The organism is Streptomyces sp. NBC_00667 (assembly GCF_036226825.1).
Taxonomy (GTDB): Bacteria; Actinomycetota; Actinomycetes; order Streptomycetales; family Streptomycetaceae; genus Streptomyces.
In genome coordinates this window covers 2,851,273-2,870,528 of the sequence record NZ_CP109022.1, presented here as the reverse complement: position 1 = coordinate 2,870,528, position 19,256 = coordinate 2,851,273, and the positions used below count along the sequence as shown (strand labels likewise).

The following is a 19,256-nucleotide window of genomic DNA, read 5'->3' as shown; positions in this document are numbered from 1 at the left end:
TTCGCGGGTCACCCGCGCCCGTACACGGTCTGGATCAGGCGGCTCGACTGGCCCCGGCGGACCAGCACCCCCCGCCCGGCGGGCTGCTGCGAGGCGTAGACCCCGGGCAGCAGCTGGCCCTCGCTGCGGTCGCCCGCCATGACCAGGGCCGAAGCGCCCGACTCGCGCAGCCCCTGCACCAACGGCTCGTACATGCCCCGCGAGGCACCGGCGACCCGGCGGGTCAGGACGAAGTGCAGGCCGATGTCCGCGGCCGAGGGCACATACGGCAGGAAGGGCGCCAGCGGCGACTGCCCGGCCGTGGTGAGTACGTCGTAGTCGTCGACGAGTACGACGATCCGCGGGCCGCCGCCCCAGCTGCCCGGCTCCAGGTCCTCCAGCGGCGCGGTGTCGTCGGGCATCCGCCGCTCCAGCTCGGTGGCGATGCCGGCGGACAGCCCGGCGCACAGCTTCGCGTTGTACGCGTAGCCGCCGTTGAGCTCCTCCGGGACCACCCCGCGCAGCCCGCGGCGCGGGTCCATGACGGCGAAGACCAGCTCTTCCTCGCCGTAGCGTTCGATCAACCCGCCCGCGATCGTCGCCAGCAGGTTCGTCTTCCCGCACTCGCTGTCGCCCAGGACCAGCAGGTGCTGGTCGTGCCCGAACAGGTCCACCAGGACCGGTGCGAGCGCCTGCTGGTCCAAGCCGATCGGCACCCGCTTCGGCTCGGCGGCGGGACCGGGCAGCAGGTGCGGCTCCAGCACGTGCGGCAGCACGCGTACCGGCTGGGCGGTCTCCCCGCTCCAGGTGGCGCGCACCGTACGGGCCGTGCGCTCCAGTACGGCGCCCAGCTCCGAGGGGTCGGCCAGCCCGTCCGTCCGGGGCAGCGCGACCTGTGCGAAGAGCTTCTGGTCGGTCAGGACGCGGCCGGGTTCGTCCGGCGAGAGCGTCTCGGCCAGCTTGCGGTCGACGCTGGACTCGCTGGGGTCGTTCAGCCGCAGCTCCACCCGCGTGCCGAAGTTCGACTGGGTGGCGATCCGCACGTCGTTCCAGCGCAGCATGCCGGCGACGACGTGGATGCCGTACCCGCTGCCGCGCTTGAGGATGTCGACGACCGCGTCGTCCAGGCTCTCGAAGTCGTCGCGCAGCGCGCCGAAGCCGTCGATGACCAGGACGATCTCGGCGGAGGCGAGCTGCGGCAGCCGGCCCGCCGCGTGCAGGGTGCGCAGCTGCTCGACGGAGTCGATGCCGTGCTCGCGGAACAGTTCCTCGCGGGCGGCGAGCATCGTGCGTACTTCCTCCACGGTCCGCGCCGCCCGCTCGCGGTCCGCCCGGCTGGCGATCCCCCCGACGTGCGGCAGCCCGGCGAGGGCCTGGAGCCCGCCGCCGACCAGGTCGAGGCCGTACACGCCGACTTCCTGCGGGGTGTGGGTCAGCGCGAGCGAGAGGACCAGGGTGCGCAGCAGGGTCGTCTTGCCGGACTGCGGCCCGCCGATGACGGCGGCGTGGCCGCCCGCGACCGTGAGGTCGAGGTACCACTCGCCCTGCCACTGCTTCGTCGGGTCGTCCAGCACGCCGAGCGGCACCGCGAGCCGCCCGCGCCGCCTGGCGAGCTGCATTCCGCGCGGGCCCACGTCCAGCGGGCCCGCGACCGTGTCCAGCGCGATCGCGCCGGGCAGCGGGGGCAGCCAGATCCGCCGCACCGGTGCGGCGGCCTGCTCCAGCTGGCCGACGATGATCCCCAGCTCGGTCGGACCGGTCTCGCGGCGCCGCGCGGTGGGCTCCTGCCCCTGCGCGCCCTCCGGCCTGGCCGGGCTGTTGAACGCCTCGTACGGGAGGGCCAGCGGCCCGGTGTCCTGCTCGTCGGCGCGCTCGACGGGGCCCCGGTAGGCGCCGGAGACGTAGCTCGCCTTGAAGCGTTCGTAGTGGCTGGTGTCCACCTTGAGGTAGCCGAAGCCGGGCAGCGGCGGGAGGTGGAAGGCGTCCGTGGTGTCCAGGACCGTGCGGGACTCGTCGGCGGAGAACGTGCGCAGCCCCAGCCGGTAGGAGAGGTAGGTGTCCAGGCCCTTGAGCTTGCCGCCCTCGATCCGCTGGCTGGAGAGCAGCAGGTGCACGCCGATGGAGCGGCCGATCCGCCCGATGGACAGGAACAGGTCGATGAAGTCCGGTTTGGCGGTGAGGAGTTCGCCGAACTCGTCGATGACGACGAACAGGTGCGGCAGCGGCTCCAGATCGGGCCGGCGTTCGGCGCGCAGCGCGTTGTAGTCGCCGATGTCGGCGATGTTGCCCGCGTCCTTGAGCACCTGCTGGCGGCGCTTGACCTCGCCGGCGAGCGAGGCGTGCACGCGCTCGACCAGACCGGCCTGGTTCTCCAGGTTGGTGATGACACCGGCGACGTGCGGCAGACCGGCGAACGGCGCGAACGTCGCACCGCCCTTGTAGTCCACGAGGACCAGCGCGAGGTCCTCCGGCGGATGGGTCGCCACCAGCGCGAGGACGAGGGTGCGCAGCAGCTCCGACTTGCCGGAACCGGTCGCGCCGACGCACAGGCCGTGCGGGCCCATGCCCAGCTCGGAGGACTCCTTCAAGTCCAGCAGCACCGGCTCGTGGGAGTCGCTGATGCCGATGGGCACGCGCAGGAAGGCCCGCTCCCCGCGCGGCGCCCACAGGCCGTTGACGTCGAGCTGGGCCACGTCCGCGATGCCCAGCAGGTTCGCGAAGTCGACGGGGCCCGACAGGGGGGCGTCGATCAGCGACTCGGCGGACAGGCGCAGCGGCGCGAGCATCCGGGCCAGGCCCTCGGCGAAGGGGGCGCCGACCTCGTCCACCGTTCCGTGGGCGCTGACCGGTTCCCCGTCGCGCAGGTCCTCTATGAGCACCCGGTCGCCCTCGACGGTGATCCGTACGCCGACCTGGCCCGGCTCCTGGATGCGCTGGTCGAGGAGGTGCAGGACGGTGACACCCATCTCGCGCAGCCCGACGGCGTCGTCGGGGCGCGGGAGTTCGACGGCGTCCTCCCCGTGCCCGTCGGCGATGACGAGCAGCCGGGAGGTCATCGACAGGGCGTCCTTGCCGGACAGCCCGCGGCGCACCTCGGCGGCGTAGGAGGCACGGCGGCGCAGTTCGGGGCCCAGCAGACGCGCGAGCTGCGGCGCGGACGGCGCGATCCGGCGGGCGGCGACGGGGCCGTCGAGCTGCTCGGGGTCCAGCAGGTGCGGCAGCCACTTGGCCCAGTCCCAGTCCGCGAGCCGGTCACCGGGCACGGCCAGCGCGATGGCCACGTCGTCGGGGGCGTGGGTGGCGGCGGCCTGCATCATCAGGGCGCGGGCCACACGGAGCCCGTCCTCGCGCGGGCCGATCACGGTGACGTTGCCGACGCGGTCCAGCGGGACGGTCAGCGGCAGTTCGGTGCCGGTGCGGAAGCGGGCGGTCAGCGCCGAGGCCTCGTTGAGCATGAAGCGGTCCGGCGGGGTGAGGACGGTGGAACCCTGCTCGGCGATCCGCAGGTCGCGTACCGGCATCTCGCCGGTGCCCACGCGCACGCGCAGGAAGTCCTCGTCGACGCGGCGGCGTTCCCACAGCCGGGCCGGGTCCCGCACGATGTCGTACAGGGCGCTCGGGGGCGGGCTGAGCACGCCGGCGCGCTCCGCCCGCTCGCGCTCCTCGGCGGCGAGTTCCTCCCGGAGGTCCTCCAGGTAGGCGAGGTAGGCCTCCCGCTGGGTACGGCGGGTGCGCTGGGCCTTGCCGCGCTGCGAGAAGACGAGGCCGACCGAGCCGATGACGGTGACGACGAGGATCAGCGCGCCGAGCGCGGCGAACTGGCTGTTGCGGACGACCGTCATCATCACGACCGACGACATCACGCCGGCCACGGGCAGCAGCGACATCGCGATGTTGCCGGCCTTGCCCTCGGGGAGGTTGGGCGGCGCCTCGATGGTGCGGGCCTCGGAGGCGGCCGGGGGCCTGATCGTCCTGGCCGGGCGGTGGATCAGTCGGGTGCTCATCTTCGTGGTCCGTCGTCGTCCGTCAGTGGCGCTTCTGGGAGAGCTGGAAGGCGTCCGCGGCGATCCGGGTGGCCGCCGACCTCGTCGCCCGGGCCAGCAGGTCGCTGCGGATGACGCCCCCGTCCGCCAAGTGGCGGTCGTGCGGCAGGACGTGGACGCGCGCACCGGTGGTCCCCAGCATGCGCACCGCCTCTTCCACGTCGATGCCCGCGTGCGGGGCCTGCTCCGTCAGGACGACGACCGTTCCGGCGATCACGTGCGGGGGCAGGCCCTGCATCCACTGGAGCACCGCGTACGTGCTGGCGACGCCGTCGAGGGTGGCGGGAGTGGTCAGGACGCGGGCCTGGGAGGCGGAGAGCGCGACCCGGGCGACCTCGGCGGGCAGCGTCTCGCAGTCGACGACCGTCACACCGAAGTAGCGGCGCAGCGCGACCATGGCCCGCTCGTAGGAGCGGGTGTCGAGCATGGCGCCGATCTGGCCCTGGCTGCCGGGCAGCAGCCAGGCGTTGTCGCGCAGCTGGACGAGGTAGCCGGTGACGTCGAGCAGCGACATCTGCGGCTCGATGATCCCGGCGAGGTCACCGGTGGTCCAGCGCAGCGACTCGGCTCCGAGCCGGATGGGCAGCGAACCGAGGGCCGGGTCGGCCTCGACGAAGAGCACCGGGTCCTGGCGGTAGTGCGCGTACGTCGTGCCCAGCAGGGCGGCGACCGTGGACTTGCCGGCGCCGCCGCGGATGGAGGTGACGGCGATCTGGCGGCCGGTGGTCACGGGCTGCTGGAGCAGCTCGGCGGTGCGGGAGGCGTCGGCGACCTCGCGGGCGACGGATGAGGAAACGGTTCGCCAGAGCGCGCCGACGGCGCGGGACACGAAGGGCTCGCCGTTACGGGGCCCCCGGCCCGCACGGACGAGGCCGGGGTCGACGGCGGGACGGGAGTCGAGCGTGCGACCGGGCCGGCCCGCGGCCTCGGCGGCGCCCTGCGCGGGGTGCGGGTATCCGTACGCCGGGGCCTGGGTGGCCGGGGCGTGTGGGGCGGGGGCGTGCGGGACGGGGGGCTGCCCGGCCGCGGCCTGGTACGGGTACCCGGGCGCGGGAGCCCCGGCGCCCTGGGCCGGGACCGCATCGTGGGCCGGGGTCGCGCCCTGCGGGTCCGGCCGGACCGGTTCCTGCCCCTGCGGGTGCGGCTGCTGGGCCCCGCCCCTCAGGTCGCGCAGGACGTCGCCCTGCCAGTTCTCTCCGCTCGGCATCCCTGCCCCTACCCCTCTCGTACCGACCTGCCGCCCCGCCCGGAGCCGCCTGCGAGTTGACTCAGAACTTGTCGAGCAGTTGCCCGTAGACGCCGAACACCCCGACGCTCAGCGGGAACAGCCCCACGACCCCCACCGACTCCACGAAGTCGGCGGTGCGCCGCAGCCGGACCTGCACGTGTTCCGGGGGCTGCACGGCGAGCCCGAGCAGCGGCAGCAGCGCGGCCACGCACAGCACGACGATCGCCCCCGTACCGCCGCCGTGCCCGATCCACAGCACCACCAGGCGTACGAGGAGGACGGCCGCCGCGGCCAGCAGCGCCACGACCTCGGCGACCAGCGGGAACGCCCGTGCCCGGGACAGCAGCACCACCGCGACGAGCGACGGCAGCACCACGGTCCACACGCTCGGCTCCCCGGCCAGCGTGAGCAGCCAGCCCGCCGCGGCGGCCGAGACGGCGGTCGCGACCGTCGCGAGGGCGAGGCCGCGGTGCGTGGCGGCGAGCGCGTTGCCCACCTGGTGGCGGCTGACGGAGGCGCCACCCGAACGCGTGTCGTCCAGCGCGGTCAGGCCCGAAGCCATCAGCGCGAACCGCGGCAGCAGCCCGAGCAGCAGTACGGAGAACAGGGCCATGACCGTGCCCAGCCGCGCCGGTTCGCTCTGGACGGCGGCGACGGCCTCCCACACGAGGGTGATGACGGCGACGGCCCCCGCGCCGATGAGCCCGCCGCGGCCGAGCGGGGAGAAGCAGCCGAGCATGAGGAGCGTCACGAGCAGCGCCCCCGCGACGGCGGCGAGCCGTAGCTGCCAGGACCAGTGGTGGGCGTCGGCGGCGGTCCACGCCGTGAGCACGCCGAGCCCCCCGGAGGCGAACAGCAGCGCGGTGGCGAGGCCCCGGTTGCCCTGCCCGATCCGGGCGCCGAGCGCGCCGGCGGCGAGCAGGACGAGCGTGACGGCCAGCAGGGCGGCGGCCAGGGAGTCGAGGGCGACTTCGCGCCGGGCGAGCAGCGCGGCGGTCATCGTGAACACGACCGTCGCCACCCCGGCACTGCCCCGGCGGGCGGCGGGACGCCAGCGCCACGCCCGCAGGTCGAGGTCGTCGGCCACCAGGTCGGTCACGTCGTGCACGACGGGGGCGGGCGGCGCCGAGTGGATCCTGACGAGCCGTAGGACCGCGCCGTCGGCTATGCCGGCGGAAGCGAGGGTGCTGTCCTGCGGGAGCGCGGAGCCGTCCGAGGTCAGTAGTTGGCGCGTCATCGGCCGCGAGGCTGCCCGGTCGTCGAGCAACTGGAGTATGTCCGGGAGCAGCTGCCCGATCGGCGTATCGGAGGGCAGGACCATGTCGGCCCGGCGCCGCTCGCCGACCAGGGTCACCCGGGACAGCTGTGCTCGGGAAGTCGTTGCTGTGCTCACCACTTGCAGGAACCTACCATCGCGGTGTCGCGTGCCTTCGGGACGGAATTTCTACGAGCCGCTCGGACGGGGCGACTTCGCCGCGGGCGGGGACGGCGGTTTCGACGGCTTCGGCGACTTCGAGGACGGGTGTTCCGTCGCGCCCGGCCCGACGGTCTTCGACGCGCCCGGCGAGCCCGACGGCCCGGGCAGCGGGCCGGGCGGCTGGCCGTACTGCCGCATCTGGCTCTGCTGCTGTTGTTGCTTTTGCTGCTCGGCCTTCTGTTTCGCCAGCGTGGCCTGGATGAAGGACCATCCGACGCACCCCGCGCACAGGACGGCCGCGATGGCGATGCCCGCGAACATCTTCCCGAGCCGTTCGTCCGCGGTGCGCCGCGCCCGCTGCGCGCCGAACAGCAGGGCGTCACGCATCCTGCGGCGGCGTACCGCCACCGATTCGAGCAACTGGCTGTCGTAGTCCCGTGCCATGCGCCGTCCGCCGCCTCCCCCGTGTTTTGCCTGTGCAACATAAAGCATTTATCAGCTTGGAACACGCGCGGCCCTCTTAAGATCCTCCTCCAGCAGTAGGGTGGTTTCTTTGCTAACGCATTACTCTTGTTCACGACGGCCGCGTCCCGCGGCCTACGGAGGAGTGAGATGAGGAGCAGTAACCCGGTCTTCTCGCGACGGGGGTTCAGCCGCGACACCGGCGGCTACGCGGGCTTTGACGCGCAGCAGGCCGGGACCGCGACCAACCCGTACGCGACGAACCCCTATGCCGCGGACGCCGTCACCGGCATGCCGCAGGCGCCGGCGCGCGCCCACGTGATGACCATGGACGACGTCGTGAGCCGTACGGCCATGACGCTCGGCACCGTGGTGCTCACCGCGGTCATCTCCTGGATCGCGCTGCCCGTCGACCCGGCGAACATCAACAAGTCGTACGGCATCGCCATCGGCGCCGCGCTCGTCGCGATGGTCCTGGCGCTCGTCCAGTCGTTCAAGCGCACCCCGGTCCCCGCGCTGATCCTGGCGTACGCGGCCTTCGAGGGCGTCTTCCTCGGCGTCATCAGCTCGGCCACCAGCACCTACATCGGTGCGGGCGTGGTCATACAGGCCGTGCTGGGCACGATGTGCGTCTTCGCGGCCGTGCTCTTCGCGTACAAGATGCGCTGGATCCGCGTCACGCGCCGCTTCACCGGCTTCGTGATGGCCGCCGCCATGGGCTTCATGCTGCTCATGGTCGTGAACCTGCTGTTCTCCCTGTTCGGGGGCGGCGACGGCCTCGGCTTCCGCAGTGGCGGCCTCGGCATCCTGTTCGGCGTCGTCGGTGTGATCCTCGGCGCGTGCTTCCTCGCCATGGACTTCAAGCAGGTCGAGGACGGCATCGCCTACGGCGCCCCGCGCGAGGAGTCCTGGCTGGCGGCCTTCGGCCTCACCCTGACCCTGGTGTGGATCTACCTGGAGCTGCTGCGCCTGTTCCAGATCCTCTCCGGCGACGACTAGGGCCGGCCGGTTCCGGCTGCCCCGGCAGCCCGGGAGCCCCGGCAGAGGAAGGCCCCGCGAGCGACTGTGCTCGCGGGGCCTTCCCGCGTCGTGAAACGGTACGGATCCAGCGCTGCGGAGCGAAGCGCCACGGTCGGGGGTCGGTCGGGGGACTGGTCGGGGGGCAGCGGCTCAGCCGAGTCTGCGGGCGGCCCTGCGCAGGTCGTACTCGTGGATGATCGCCTTCGCCTGGCCGTACGAGAGGTCGTGCGCGCCGCGAAGCCAGCTGACCTTCTCCTCGAACCGGACGAGGGAGGGGCCGTCGTCCACGGTGCGCAGCCAGTCGGACACTTCACGACCGGTGGTCAGGGGAATTCTGTCGATCATGTTGCGGTGTGTCTGCTCCGAGAACTCTACGGACATGGGCGCCTCCGGAGGTATCGCCTTGTTCTCTTCACGACACCGTGCCTCAGGGTTCGCCCGTTGGCAATGGCGCCGGGGCGGCGCGTAAGGTCGGCCGGGTGCTCGATACTTCGCCCCTGACCGCCGCCGTCGAACGTTTCGCCGACCGGCTGCGGTCCGCTCCGCAGAGCCGGCTCCAGCGCGGCGCCGCCGCCGAGGCGCTGGAACTGGCCCGCCAACTGGCCTCGCGGGCCCAGCGGCTGGAGGACGCGGCCCGGGACCCCCGGGGGGCGGCTCCGGCGCGCGTCGTGCCGGACGAGGGCGTCTTCGTGGTCGGCGACCAGGTGGCGGTCACCGGCCAGGACCTCGCCGAGGCGCTGCGCGGCGTCCGCGAGGGGGAAAGCGGAACGGCCCCGTCCGAGATTCTGGACGAGGCCGTGCGGCTGGTGGAGCAGGCGGAACTCAGAGCGATGCGATGACGCGGTCCGCGAGGATGTAGACGTTGCTGTCCGGGTCCTCGGAGTCCCCGCAGGAGAACGTGAGGGCGTAGGCGCCGGAGATCCCCGAGCCGCCCAGCAGGACCGGCGCGGTGCCCGAGCGCAGGGCCTCCGCCAGCCGCTCCGCGGTCTCCCGGTGCCCCGGGGTCATGCAGAGCGTGGTGCCGTCGGCGAAGACGTACACGTCCAGCGTGCCCAGCGGCCCGGGCCGGACGTCCGCGAGGGCCGTACGGGCCTCCGCGAGCTCCTCCAGGCGGCTGACGGTGCGCTCGTGGTCCACGCCCGGGTGCGGGGCCTGGACGGGTACGAAGTCGGGGTGCGAGGGGTGACGCCGGCGGGCCGCGGCCAGCTCGGCGGAGTCCTCGGGGTAGTCGTCCAGGAGGTCCTCGCCGAGGACCGGCTCCAGCCCCACCAGGTCCGCCTGCCGGGGCAGGAAGAGCGGGCTGTCCTCGCCGAGACCGGGCAGGCCGCCCAGCAGCGAGGTCGGGGCCTCTCCGGCGAAGCTCGGCGAGGCGTCGGCGGCGTCGCGGGCCTCCTGCGCGGCCCAGAAGGCCCGCGCTTCGGCCAGCTCCCGCTCCCGCTCCTCGGCGAGGGCTTCGGCGACGGCGGCTCGTATCTCGGCGGCGGGGGACTCCACGGCGCTGCGGGCGTGCGGCACGGTCGCTCCGCGCGGGTGGGCCGGCATCGCCAGCTCGCCGCGCAGGGCCGTGACCTGCTTACGCAGACCGTGTACGGCGTGCAGCGCAGCGGCGCCCACGGCCGTGGCAGCGGCCGTGGTCAGCAGCAGGGCAAGAGACATGGCGCTCACTGACTAACTCCTGGTTGATTCGATCCCCCGACTTCCTACATCAGCTTGCCGTGTGCTGGGAATGGCATGCAGTGCATTACGTCATGAATTGGACAGGCCATAGGTCCCCCGGTGGTCTGACGCACTTCCCTGACCTGGGGAAATGCCGATCCCCCAGGACATAGGTCACATCCTGGGGGAGATTCGGTCACAGGTCGGCCGCGACGGGGTTGAAACCCGGCCGCGAACGGCCGGGTCACGGCTCAGCTCAGGCGCTCGATGACCATGGCCATGCCCTGGCCACCGCCCACGCACATCGTCTCGAGGCCGAACTGCTTGTCGTGGAACTGGAGGCTGTTGATCAGCGTGCCGGTGATGCGCGCGCCGGTCATCCCGAACGGGTGACCGACGGCGATGGCCCCGCCGTTGACGTTCAGCTTCTCCAGCGGGATCTCCAGGTCCCGGTAGGACGGGATGACCTGCGCGGCGAACGCCTCGTTGATCTCGAACAGGTCGATGTCGCCGACCGTCAGGCCGGCCCGCTTGAGGGCCTGCTTGGAGGCCTCGACCGGGCCCAGGCCCATGATCTCGGGGGACAGGCCGGTCACGCCGGTGGAGACGATCCGGGCCAGCGGGGTCAGGCCCAGCTCCCGCGCCTTGGTGTCGCTCATGATGACGAGCGCGGCGGCGCCGTCGTTCAGCGGGCAGCAGTTGGCGGCCGTCACCAGGCCGTCGGGGCGGAAGACGGGCTTGAGGCCCTGTACGCCCTCCAGCGTGACGCCCGCGCGCGGGCCGTCGTCCGTGGAGACGACCGTGCCGTCCGGGGTGGTGACCGGGGTGATCTCGCGTGCCCAGAACCCGTTCTTGATGGCTTCCTCGGCGAGGTTCTGCGAGCGCACGCCGAACTCGTCCATGTCCTGGCGGGTCACGCCCTTGAGCCGGGCCAGGTTCTCGGCGGTCTGCCCCATCGCGATGTACGCGTCCGGGATCAGGCCGTCCTCGCGCGGGTCGTGCCAGGACGCGCCCTCGCTCTGCGCCACGGCGGCCGTACGGGCCTCGGCGTCGGCGAAGAGCGGGTTGTGGGTGTCGGGCAGGCCGTCGGAGGAGCCCTTCACGGAGCGGGAGACCATCTCGACGCCCGCCGAGATGAACACGTCGCCCTCGCCCGCCTTGATGGCGTGCAGGGCCATGCGGGAGGTCTGGAGGGACGAGGAACAGTAACGGGTGATCGTGCAGCCCGGCAGGTGGTCCATGCCCATCTGCACGGCGACGATGCGGCCCAGGTTGTGGCCCTGCTCGCCCCCCGGGAGGCCGCAGCCCAGCATCAGGTCGTCGATGTCGCGCGGGTCCAGCTCCGGGACCTTCGCCAGGGCGGCCTGGATGATCGTCGCGGTCAGGTCGTCCGGGCGGACGTCCTTGAGGGACCCCTTGAAGGCGCGCCCGATGGGCGAGCGGGCGGTGGAAACGATGACTGCTTCGGGCATCGGGGCTCCAAGGGGGTGCGTTGCGGCTCGTACCGGACCAGCATGTGAAGTTACCGGCCCGTACCGTCGAGGTCACCGGCCTCGCGGTGTGATGAGGACCGCACCGGCGCCGCGGGCCGGGGGAGCCGGGGGGACGGCCGCGCCCGCGGCATCCCGCCCGGCGGCGGGGCAGGGCGGGATCAGGGGCTGGAAACCGGGGCGTCGTCCGTGCTGTCGGTGGCCCCCGTGGCTCCTGTGCTCCCGGTGGTTCCCGTACTTCCCGTGGCCCCGCCCGTTACGCCCGTCACGCCCGTACCGGCCACCTCCGCCGGCTCGGCCGGCTGGCCGATGGGCTCCGACTCGGGGACCCGCCGGCGCCGCCGGTGCTTGAGCAGGGCCCACGGGCCGCGCGCCGGGGTGACCTCGGTGCCCGCCTCGCCCGCCGCGGCGGAGGCGGCCTTCGCCACCGGCAGCAGGTCCTCGTCGCGGGACACGTCGAGGCGGTCCGACCCGGGCCACAGCCCCAGCGCCGCGCACAGGGTCGGCAGGACGGCCATGGCGGCGGTCGCGTACCCCTCCGCCGACGGGTGGTAGGAGTCCGGGCCGAACATCTCGCGCGGGTTCGCCGCGAACTCCGGGCCCAGCAGGTCGCCCATCGACACCGTACGGCCGCCCAGCGCGACCACGCCGATCGTCTGGGCGGCCGCCAGCTGGCGCGAAGCCCGGCGGGCCAGCATGCGCAGCGGCTGGTAGACCGGTTCGATCGTGCCCAGGTCCGGGCAGGTGCCGACGACGACCTCGGCGCCCGCCAGCCGCAGCCTGCGCACCGCCGCGGTCAGCAGCCGGACCGACTGGGTGGGCGGCATCCGGCGGGTCACGTCGTTCGCGCCGATCATGATCACGCATACGTCGGGAGCCGGGGCGTCACCGTCCAGCAGCAGGCCCACCTGGCGGTCGAGGTCGTCCGACATCGCTCCCGACAGGGCCACGTTGCGCAGCTCCACCGGCCGCTCGGCCACCGCCGCCAGGCCCGAGGCCAGCAGGGCGCCCGGCGTCTGCCGTGCCCGTCGGACTCCGAGACCGGCGGCCGTGGAGTCGCCCAGCATGCCCAGCCGCAGCGGACCGGGACTAAGCTCGGGACCACCGAACTCGCTCCCGTACACCCCGTCCGCGCGGGGCGGATCGGGCAGGCCGGTGCCCACCGTGCGCTTGGCGAACTGGACCTCCGCCAGCACGAGCCCCACCGTGGCGACTCCGAGCAGCCCGAGGCCGCCCCCTCCGTACGCCGCGCCCGCCGCGATCCGGCGGGCCGTCCTCGCCCTGGACACCGTTGGGCACCTCGCTTTCCTGCCGGTCCCGATGACCTTCCTGCCCCGTAGAGCCGGTCAGCCAATCCCTTTCCGCATACTCTGGCCGGACCTCCCGGAGAACCCGTGGAGTCCCCTCCTTGGAGAACATGGTGCAATTCCACGACTCGATGATCAGCCTCGTCGGCAACACCCCGCTGGTGAAGCTCAACCGTGTGACCGAAGGCCTGCAGGCCACCGTCCTTGCGAAGGTCGAGTACTTCAATCCCGGTGGATCCGTGAAGGACCGGATCGCCGTCCGGATGATCGAGGCCGCCGAGCAGAGCGGTGCCCTCAAGCCCGGCGGCACCATCGTGGAGCCGACCAGTGGCAACACCGGTGTAGGACTCGCCATCGTGGCCCAGCAGAAGGGCTACAAGTGCATCTTCGTCTGCCCTGACAAGGTGTCCCTGGACAAGATCAACGTGCTGCGCGCGTACGGCGCCGACGTGGTCGTCTGCCCGACCGCCGTCGATCCCGAGCACCCGGACTCGTACTACAACGTCTCCGACCGCCTCGTGCGCGAGACGCCGGGCGCCTGGAAGCCCGACCAGTACAGCAACCCGAACAACCCCCGTTCGCACTACGAGACCACCGGTCCCGAGCTGTGGGAGCAGACGGACGGGAAGATCACCCACTTCGTGGCCGGCGTCGGCACGGGCGGCACGATCTCGGGCACCGGCAACTACCTCAAGGAGGTGTCCGGCGGCAAGGTCAAGGTCATCGGCGCCGACCCGGAGGGCTCCGTGTACTCGGGCGGCTCGGGCCGTCCTTACCTGGTCGAGGGCGTCGGCGAGGACTTCTGGCCGACCGCCTACGACCCGAACGTCACCGACGAGATCATCGCGGTGTCCGACAAGGACTCCTTCCAGATGACGCGCCGCCTCGCCAAGGAGGAGGGCCTGCTCGTCGGCGGGTCCTGCGGCATGGCGGTCGTCGCCGCCCTGAAGGCGGCCGAGGGCCTGGGCCCGGACGACGTCGTCGTCGTCCTGCTGCCGGACAGCGGCCGCGGCTACATGAGCAAGATCTTCAGTGACGAGTGGATGGCCGGGCACGGCTTCCTGGAAGAGGCGGGCCCCTCGGCGCGCATCGGGGACGTGCTCGCGGACAAGGAGGGCGGCATCCCGTCCCTGGTCCACATGCACCCCGAGGAGACGGTCGGCGAGGCCATCGAGGTGCTGCGCGAATACGGCGTCTCGCAGATGCCGATCGTCAAGCCGGGCGCCGGTCACCCGGACGTGATGGCGGCCGAGGTGATCGGCTCCGTCGTCGAGAAGGAGCTGCTGGCGGCGCTGTTCGCGCAGCGGGCCTCGCTGGGCGACCCGCTCGAGAAGCACATGAGCGCGCCGCTGCCGCAGGTCGGCTCGGGTGAGCCGGTGGCCGAGCTGATGGCGGTACTGGGCGAGGCGGACGCGGCGATCGTGCTGGTGGAGGGCAAGCCGACGGGTGTCGTCAGCCGCCAGGACCTGCTCGCGTTCCTCGCGAAGTCGGGCAAGTAGGCCGGTCAGCGGTCAGCGGTCAGCGGTCAGCGGTTCGCCGGGTGACGGCCGCCGGGGGCCGGCCGGGCTGTCGGTCGGGCTGTGTGCCCGGCCGCCGGCCCGGCCGATGTCGTCCCTCGTCCGGCCCGTCGCCCGATCGGTACGGGCCCGACACGTGACGGCAGCACCGGCTTAACACGGCTCCGGCACAGTGGTGGTTGTCGGCAGGGGAGCGGCAAGAGCCCCGGCCGGCACCACCGAACGGCGTTGGCGTACCTCCGGAGCGGCTCCCGGACCGCGTGAACGCCATGGACGCGGACGGCCCTGACCCGGCCCGTGTCCCGCGCGGGAACCGCCGTCGTCCCGCCCCCCGGGCAACCGGGGGTGCGGCGGTTCCCGCGCTCTCCTCTTTTCCGGGGCCCGGTTCGGTTCCGGGGCGCCACGCGCCTGACCCGCGGGGTGCGCCCCCGCGGGTCAGGCGCCCGTGCCGGCCCCCGCCGGGCGGCCGCGGCGGGGGAGCCGCTTGGTGGTGTGGGCGAAGTTCACCGCCACGACGCCCGCCCAGGCGACGAGCAGTCCGGCCAGGTGGGCCTGGGCGGCGGCGATGGCCGTCAGGGGGACCGCCAGCACCAGCGTGATGACGGCGAATCCGAACCGTTCACCGAAGCCGCCGACGTCGAGCGAGGACCCGGCGGGGTCATCGCCGCGGGCCGTCGCCAGCCGGTCCTCCGCCAGTCGGCGTCTGACCTGCGTGTGGATCTTGTCGACGAACGAGTCCACCAGCGCGGCCTCGTACTCCGACCCCAGCTCCCGGCGCGCGTCCAACGTCGCGTCGAGTTCCTTCTTCAGCTCCTGGCGCTCCATGCGCCCACCGTAGGAACCCCCGCGCTCCCCGGCACTGGGGCTAGCCCCCGTCTCGCGGAGCGGCCCGCGGCTTGCCGTCCTGCATAACCACATGCAGAGTGCTCGGTGACTGAATATTCACCGGTACGGGGACGGAGGGGACGGGATGAGCGACAGCCCGGCCGCGAGGCTGCAGAAGCTGTTCGAGGGACACCGGCTGACGCCGACCCAGCGGCGGATCGCGCACTGCATGGTGCGGGGCGCCGCGGAAGTGCCCTTCCTGTCGAGCGTGGAGCTCGCGGAACTGGCCGGGGTCAGCCAGCCGTCGGTGACCCGCTTCGCGGTGGCGCTCGGCTTCGACGGGTACCCGGCGCTCCGCCGCCACCTGCGCGAGGTGGCCCCGGCCGAGCGGCCGGAGGGCGGCCGGGAGGACCCGTACAACGAGTACCAGCAGGCCGTCCAGGGGGAGATCGAGAACCTGCGCAGGCTCTCGGCCATGCTCTCCGACCCCGCCCCCGTCCAGGAGGCGGGCCGGCTGCTCGCCGGGTCCCGCCCGCTGCCGGTGCTGGGCCTGCGCGCGGCGTCCTCGCAGGCCAGGGGCTTCGCGTACTTCGCCGCCAAGGTGCACCCGGACGTACGGCTGCTCGACGAGGGCGGTTCGATGCTCGCCGACCGGATCGACGCGGCGGTGACGGCCGGGGCCTCGGCGATGCTGTGCTTCGCGCTGCCCCGGCATCCGCGCGAGGTGGTCGAGGCATTGGACCACGGGCGGGCGGCCGGGCTGACCGTGGTGACGGTCGCCGACTCCGCCTTCGCCCCGGTGGCGCGCCACTCGGACCTGCTGATCCCGGCCCCGGTGGGCACGGGCCTGGCCTTCGACACCGCGTGCGCCCCGATGCTGCTGGGCCGGGTCCTCCTGGAGGCCATGGCCGACGCCCTCCCCGACGCCCAGTCCCGCCTGGAGGCCTTCGACGCGCGGGCGGCGTCGCGGGGGTTGTTCGTGGAGTGAGGCAAGGGAGCCCCGGCGTCCGTGGGGCGGGAGTGGGGGAAGGGAGCCCCCGCGTCACCCAGCGGCCCGCCCCCCACGGAACCCCGCCCCCCTCACAGCAGCGCGTCCCGCTGCCCGCCCCCCGCCTCCTCGACGAGTGAGGCCGGCGGCTGGGCCGGCCGGGCCAGGGCGAAGCGGACGTCGTCGGAGGCGGTCAGGGTGAAACCGTGGACCGCCGGTCGGGGCAGGCTGTTGTAGCCGTAGTGGGCGGTGAAGAAGTAGGCGCCGGTGTCGGGGACCCCGATCAGGTCGCCCGGCGACAGTTCCGGCAGCTCCCGGGCCGTCGCCAGCAGGTCCCCCGCGAAGCAGGCCGGGCCCGCGATGTCCTGGGCCAGCGGCGGGCCGGTCAGCGGGATGCCCTTGGTGTCGTACGGGAGGATCCGCAGCGGCCAGGACGCCGGGGCGTACACCGTGCGGGTGGCCAGCTGCACCCCCGCGTGGGTCACCGCGATGCGGCGGCCGCCCGTCGCCTTCGTGTACTCGACCCGCGCCAGGATCAGCCCCTGCTCGGCCAACAGGGACCGCCCGAACTCGGTGACCAGGCCGTAGCCGCCGTCGAACAGGGCGGGGACGGCCTCCCGCAGCGCCGTCACGTACTCGGCGTACGTCGGGGCGGTGGCGTCCGAGGCGAAGTTGACCGGGAGGCCGCCGCCGATGTCGAGGGTGTCGACCTGGCGCCGGCCGACGGCGGCGTTGATCTCCTGCGCCAGCGCGTGCAGTTCCCGTACGCCCTGCGCGATCAGGGCCAACGGGACGCCCTGCGACCCGGAGTGGGCGTGCAGCCGGGTCAGCCACGGCCGGGCCCGGTAGGCCTCCACCAGCCAGGCGCGGGCCCCCGGATCGCGCAGCGGGACGCCGAACTTGGAGGTGGCGGTCGCCGTGGAGAGCGCGTCGATCGTGCCGGCGCCCGTCTGCGGGTTGACCCGTACGCCGACCGGCGAGCGGGGCGGCGCCGCGGACACCAGGGCGTCCAGCCGCTCCAGCTCCTGCCGGTTGTCGACGTTGACGGCGATGCCGAGGGCGAGGGCCTCCCGCAGCTCCGCCACCGTCTTCGCGGGGGAGTCCAGGACGGTGGCCTGCGGCGCCACCCCGGCCGCCCGGGCCAGCGCGAGCTCCCCGGGGCTCGCCACCTCGCAGCCGATCCCCTCGTCCGCGAGCAGCCGCAGCACCGGGACCAGGGGGGCGGCCTTCACCGCGAAGGCGTGCAGGACGGGCGTGCCCGGCGCGAGCTCCGAGGCGAACGCGCTGGTCAGGGCCTGGGCGGCGGCGCGGATCCCGGCGATGTCCAGGAGGCAGACCAGCGGCTGCGCCGTCTCCGCCCCGCCCACCAGGCCCTGTTCCACGGCGGCCCTGACGGCCAGGTCGCGCCGCCGGGCGGCGGAGTGCGCCGGCCGGTCGTAGGCCCCGTCGGAGGTCCTCTGGGAAGCACTGTCGCAAGCCATGTCCGCATCCCATCATCCGGCGCGGTGGCCCGCAGCTGTTGACTGGATCTATTCATGCAGCGAGGATGTGAATGGATTGACCAACATCGGAGGAGGCACCCGCCATGTCAGGACCCCGCCCCGTACGTGCCGCGCGAGGCACCGAGCTCAGCGCCCTGGGATGGCAGCAGGAAGCCGCCCTTCGGATGCTGCAGAACAACCTCGACCCCGAGGTCGCCGAGCACCCCGACAAGCTCGTCGTCTACGGGGGCACCGGCAAGGCCGCCCGTGACTGGCGCTCGTACGACGCGATGGTCCGCACCCTGCGCACCTTGAAGCAGGACGAGACGATGCTCGTCCAGTCCGGCCGCCCGGTCGGCGTGATGCAGACCCACGAGTGGGCGCCGCGCGTCCTGCTCGCCAACTCCAACCTCGTGGGTGACTGGGCCAACTGGGAGGAGTTCCGCCGTCTGGAGCACCTCGGTCTGACCATGTACGGGCAGATGACGGCCGGCTCCTGGATCTACATCGGCACCCAGGGCATCCTCCAGGGCACCTACGAGACCTTCGCGGCCGTCGCCGCCAAGCTGCATTCGATCGGTAAGGGAGGGGTCGGCGGCACCCTGGCCGGCACCATCACCCTCACCGCCGGCCTCGGCGGCATGGGCGGCGCCCAGCCGCTCGCCGTGACGATGAACGACGGCGTCGCGATCTGCATCGACGTCGACCCGCGCGCCATCGAGCGGCGCATCGAGCACCGCTACCTGGACGTGAAGGCCGACAACCTGCGGCACGCGCTCCAGCTCGCGGTCGAGGCGCGCGACGCCCGCAAGCCGCTCTCCATCGGCCTGCTCGGCAACGCGGCGGACCTGCTGCCGCAGATGCTCGCCGAGGGCGCCCCGATCGACATCGTGACGGACCAGACCTCCGCCCACGACCCGCTCGCCTACCTGCCGACCGGCGTCGCCTTCGACGACATGGCCGACTACGCGGCCAAGGACCCGGCGGGCTTCACCACCCGCGCCCGCGAGTCCATGGCCAAGCACGTCGAGGCCATGGTCGGCTTCATGGACGCCGGCGCCGAGGTCTTCGACTACGGCAACTCCATCCGCGGTGAGGCCCAGCTGGCCGGCTACGACCGCGCCTTCGCCTTCCCCGGTTTCGTCCCCGCCTACATCCGGCCCCTGTTCTGCGAGGGCAAGGGCCCCTTCCGCTGGGCGGCCCTGTCCGGCGAGGCCTCGGACATCCACAAGACCGACAAGGCGATGCTCGAGCTCTTCCCCGAGAACGAGTCCCTGCACCGCTGGATCAAGATGGCCGGCGAGCGCGTCCACTTCCAGGGCCTGCCCGCGCGGATCTGCTGGCTGGGCTACGGCGAGCGCGACAAGGCCGGTGAGCGCTTCAACGACATGGTCGCCTCCGGCGAGCTGGCGGCCCCGCTCGCCATCGGCCGAGACCACCTCGACTGCGGTTCGGTGGCCTCCCCGTACCGCGAGACCGAGGCCATGCTCGACGGCTCCGACGCGATCGCCGACTGGCCGCTGCTCAACGCCATGGTCAACGTCGCCTCCGGCGCCTCCTGGGTCTCCATCCACCACGGCGGCGGCGTCGGCATGGGCCGCTCGATCCACGCGGGCCAGGTCTCGGTCGCCGACGGCACCAAGCTCGCCGGCGAGAAGATCCGCCGCGTCCTGACCAACGACCCCGGCATGGGCGTCATCCGCCACGTCGACGCCGGCTACGACATCGCCGAGACGGTGGCGGACGAGCGCGGCGTGCGCGTCCCGATGCGCGAGGGCGACGACGCGTGACCTCGCACACCCCCGACCACGGCGCCGCCGGAGCCCCGGCCCCGGCGGCGCCC

The 19,256-nt window shown here is 73.1% G+C and carries 15 protein-coding genes; 5 read left to right on the top strand and 10 right to left on the bottom strand.

Annotation, left to right across the window (positions count from 1 at the left end; translation table 11 throughout):
• Positions 1-8 precede the first annotated feature (8 nt).
• From eccCa to OHA81_RS34600, 4 genes are all read right to left on the bottom strand, one after another.
• Complete coding sequence (gene eccCa, locus OHA81_RS13365) at positions 9-3,983, bottom strand: type VII secretion protein EccCa (protein ID WP_329195804.1); 3,975 nt, start codon at positions 3,981-3,983, stop codon at positions 9-11.
• A gap of 22 nt (positions 3,984-4,005) precedes the next feature.
• Positions 4,006-5,229, bottom strand: a complete 1,224-nt coding sequence (locus tag OHA81_RS13360) for a MinD/ParA family ATP-binding protein (protein WP_329195802.1) — start codon at positions 5,227-5,229, stop codon at positions 4,006-4,008.
• Between the two features lie 61 nt (positions 5,230-5,290).
• Positions 5,291-6,646, bottom strand: coding sequence for a type VII secretion integral membrane protein EccD (eccD, locus tag OHA81_RS13355; RefSeq protein WP_329195800.1), 1,356 nt, complete (start codon positions 6,644-6,646; stop codon positions 5,291-5,293).
• Between the two features lie 48 nt (positions 6,647-6,694).
• A complete protein-coding gene (locus tag OHA81_RS34600; protein ID WP_443056526.1) occupies positions 6,695-7,111 on the bottom strand; it encodes a hypothetical protein in 417 nt (138 codons plus the stop codon).
• A gap of 168 nt (positions 7,112-7,279) precedes the next feature.
• On the opposite strand from OHA81_RS34600, the gene OHA81_RS13345 reads away from it, so the two are divergent.
• Positions 7,280-8,128: a Bax inhibitor-1/YccA family protein gene (locus OHA81_RS13345; protein WP_329195798.1), complete on the top strand. Its 849-nt coding sequence runs from the start codon at positions 7,280-7,282 to the stop codon at positions 8,126-8,128.
• A 171-nt stretch (positions 8,129-8,299) separates the two neighbouring features.
• On the opposite strand, the gene OHA81_RS13340 is transcribed toward OHA81_RS13345, so the two are convergent.
• Complete coding sequence (locus OHA81_RS13340; RefSeq protein ID WP_136213617.1) at positions 8,300-8,530, bottom strand: DUF4287 domain-containing protein; 231 nt, start codon at positions 8,528-8,530, stop codon at positions 8,300-8,302.
• A gap of 98 nt (positions 8,531-8,628) precedes the next feature.
• Between OHA81_RS13340 and OHA81_RS13335 the strand changes: the two genes are divergently transcribed.
• Positions 8,629-8,988 carry a hypothetical protein gene (locus OHA81_RS13335; RefSeq protein WP_329195794.1) on the top strand — a complete coding sequence of 120 codons (360 nt, stop codon included), beginning with the start codon at positions 8,629-8,631 and terminating at the stop codon, positions 8,986-8,988.
• Here OHA81_RS13335 and OHA81_RS13330 read toward each other — a convergent pair.
• The 3 genes from OHA81_RS13330 to OHA81_RS13320 form a co-directional block, all read right to left on the bottom strand.
• A complete protein-coding gene (locus tag OHA81_RS13330; protein ID WP_329202243.1) occupies positions 8,972-9,805 on the bottom strand; it encodes a hypothetical protein in 834 nt (277 codons plus the stop codon). The genes OHA81_RS13335 and OHA81_RS13330 overlap by 17 nt on opposite strands.
• A 251-nt stretch (positions 9,806-10,056) precedes the next feature.
• Positions 10,057-11,277 (bottom strand): acetyl-CoA C-acetyltransferase, encoded by a 1,221-nt coding sequence (locus tag OHA81_RS13325; protein WP_190187660.1) that lies wholly within the window; start codon positions 11,275-11,277, stop codon positions 10,057-10,059.
• Positions 11,278-11,456: 179 nt separating this feature from the next.
• The gene (locus tag OHA81_RS13320) at positions 11,457-12,584 is read right to left on the bottom strand and encodes an SGNH/GDSL hydrolase family protein (protein ID WP_329195790.1); all 1,128 of its coding nucleotides are present in this window, start codon (positions 12,582-12,584) and stop codon (positions 11,457-11,459) included.
• Positions 12,585-12,715: 131 nt separating this feature from the next.
• On the opposite strand from OHA81_RS13320, the gene OHA81_RS13315 reads away from it, so the two are divergent.
• Complete coding sequence (locus OHA81_RS13315; protein ID WP_329202241.1) at positions 12,716-14,101, top strand: cystathionine beta-synthase; 1,386 nt, start codon at positions 12,716-12,718, stop codon at positions 14,099-14,101.
• A 453-nt stretch (positions 14,102-14,554) separates the two neighbouring features.
• Here OHA81_RS13315 and OHA81_RS13310 read toward each other — a convergent pair whose 3' ends face one another.
• Positions 14,555-14,944 carry a hypothetical protein gene (locus OHA81_RS13310; protein ID WP_329195789.1) on the bottom strand — a complete coding sequence of 130 codons (390 nt, stop codon included), beginning with the start codon at positions 14,942-14,944 and terminating at the stop codon, positions 14,555-14,557.
• Positions 14,945-15,089: 145 nt separating this feature from the next.
• Here OHA81_RS13310 and OHA81_RS13305 point away from each other — a divergent pair, with 145 nt between their 5' ends.
• Positions 15,090-15,932 (top strand): MurR/RpiR family transcriptional regulator, encoded by an 843-nt coding sequence (locus OHA81_RS13305; RefSeq protein WP_329195787.1) that lies wholly within the window; start codon positions 15,090-15,092, stop codon positions 15,930-15,932.
• A gap of 92 nt (positions 15,933-16,024) precedes the next feature.
• Here the strand turns inward: OHA81_RS13305 and OHA81_RS13300 are convergent, their stop codons facing one another.
• The gene (locus tag OHA81_RS13300; protein WP_329195785.1) at positions 16,025-17,413 is read right to left on the bottom strand and encodes a diaminopimelate decarboxylase; all 1,389 of its coding nucleotides are present in this window, start codon (positions 17,411-17,413) and stop codon (positions 16,025-16,027) included.
• Positions 17,414-17,517: 104 nt separating this feature from the next.
• On the opposite strand from OHA81_RS13300, the gene hutU reads away from it, so the two are divergent.
• Complete coding sequence (hutU, locus tag OHA81_RS13295; RefSeq protein ID WP_329195783.1) at positions 17,518-19,203, top strand: urocanate hydratase; 1,686 nt, start codon at positions 17,518-17,520, stop codon at positions 19,201-19,203.
• Positions 19,204-19,256: the final 53 nt, after the last annotated feature.

Excerpts from the sequence above, each read along its gene's own strand:
- OHA81_RS13305 (WP_329195787.1), top strand. The coding sequence starts at position 15,090 with ATGAGCGACAGCCCGGCCGCGAGGCTGCAGAAGCTGTTCGAGGGACAC.
- OHA81_RS34600 (WP_443056526.1), bottom strand. The coding sequence starts at position 7,111 with ATGGCACGGGACTACGACAGCCAGTTGCTCGAATCGGTGGCGGTACGC.
- OHA81_RS13300 (WP_329195785.1), bottom strand. The coding sequence starts at position 17,413 with ATGGCTTGCGACAGTGCTTCCCAGAGGACCTCCGACGGGGCCTACGAC.
- hutU (WP_329195783.1), top strand. The coding sequence starts at position 17,518 with ATGTCAGGACCCCGCCCCGTACGTGCCGCGCGAGGCACCGAGCTCAGC.
- OHA81_RS13345 (WP_329195798.1), top strand. The coding sequence starts at position 7,280 with ATGAGGAGCAGTAACCCGGTCTTCTCGCGACGGGGGTTCAGCCGCGAC.
- OHA81_RS13340 (WP_136213617.1), bottom strand. The coding sequence starts at position 8,530 with ATGTCCGTAGAGTTCTCGGAGCAGACACACCGCAACATGATCGACAGA.
- OHA81_RS13330 (WP_329202243.1), bottom strand. The coding sequence starts at position 9,805 with ATGTCTCTTGCCCTGCTGCTGACCACGGCCGCTGCCACGGCCGTGGGC.
- OHA81_RS13325 (WP_190187660.1), bottom strand. The coding sequence starts at position 11,277 with ATGCCCGAAGCAGTCATCGTTTCCACCGCCCGCTCGCCCATCGGGCGC.
- eccCa (WP_329195804.1), bottom strand. The coding sequence starts at position 3,983 with ATGAGCACCCGACTGATCCACCGCCCGGCCAGGACGATCAGGCCCCCG.
- OHA81_RS13360 (WP_329195802.1), bottom strand. The coding sequence starts at position 5,229 with ATGCCGAGCGGAGAGAACTGGCAGGGCGACGTCCTGCGCGACCTGAGG.
- OHA81_RS13310 (WP_329195789.1), bottom strand. The coding sequence starts at position 14,944 with ATGGAGCGCCAGGAGCTGAAGAAGGAACTCGACGCGACGTTGGACGCG.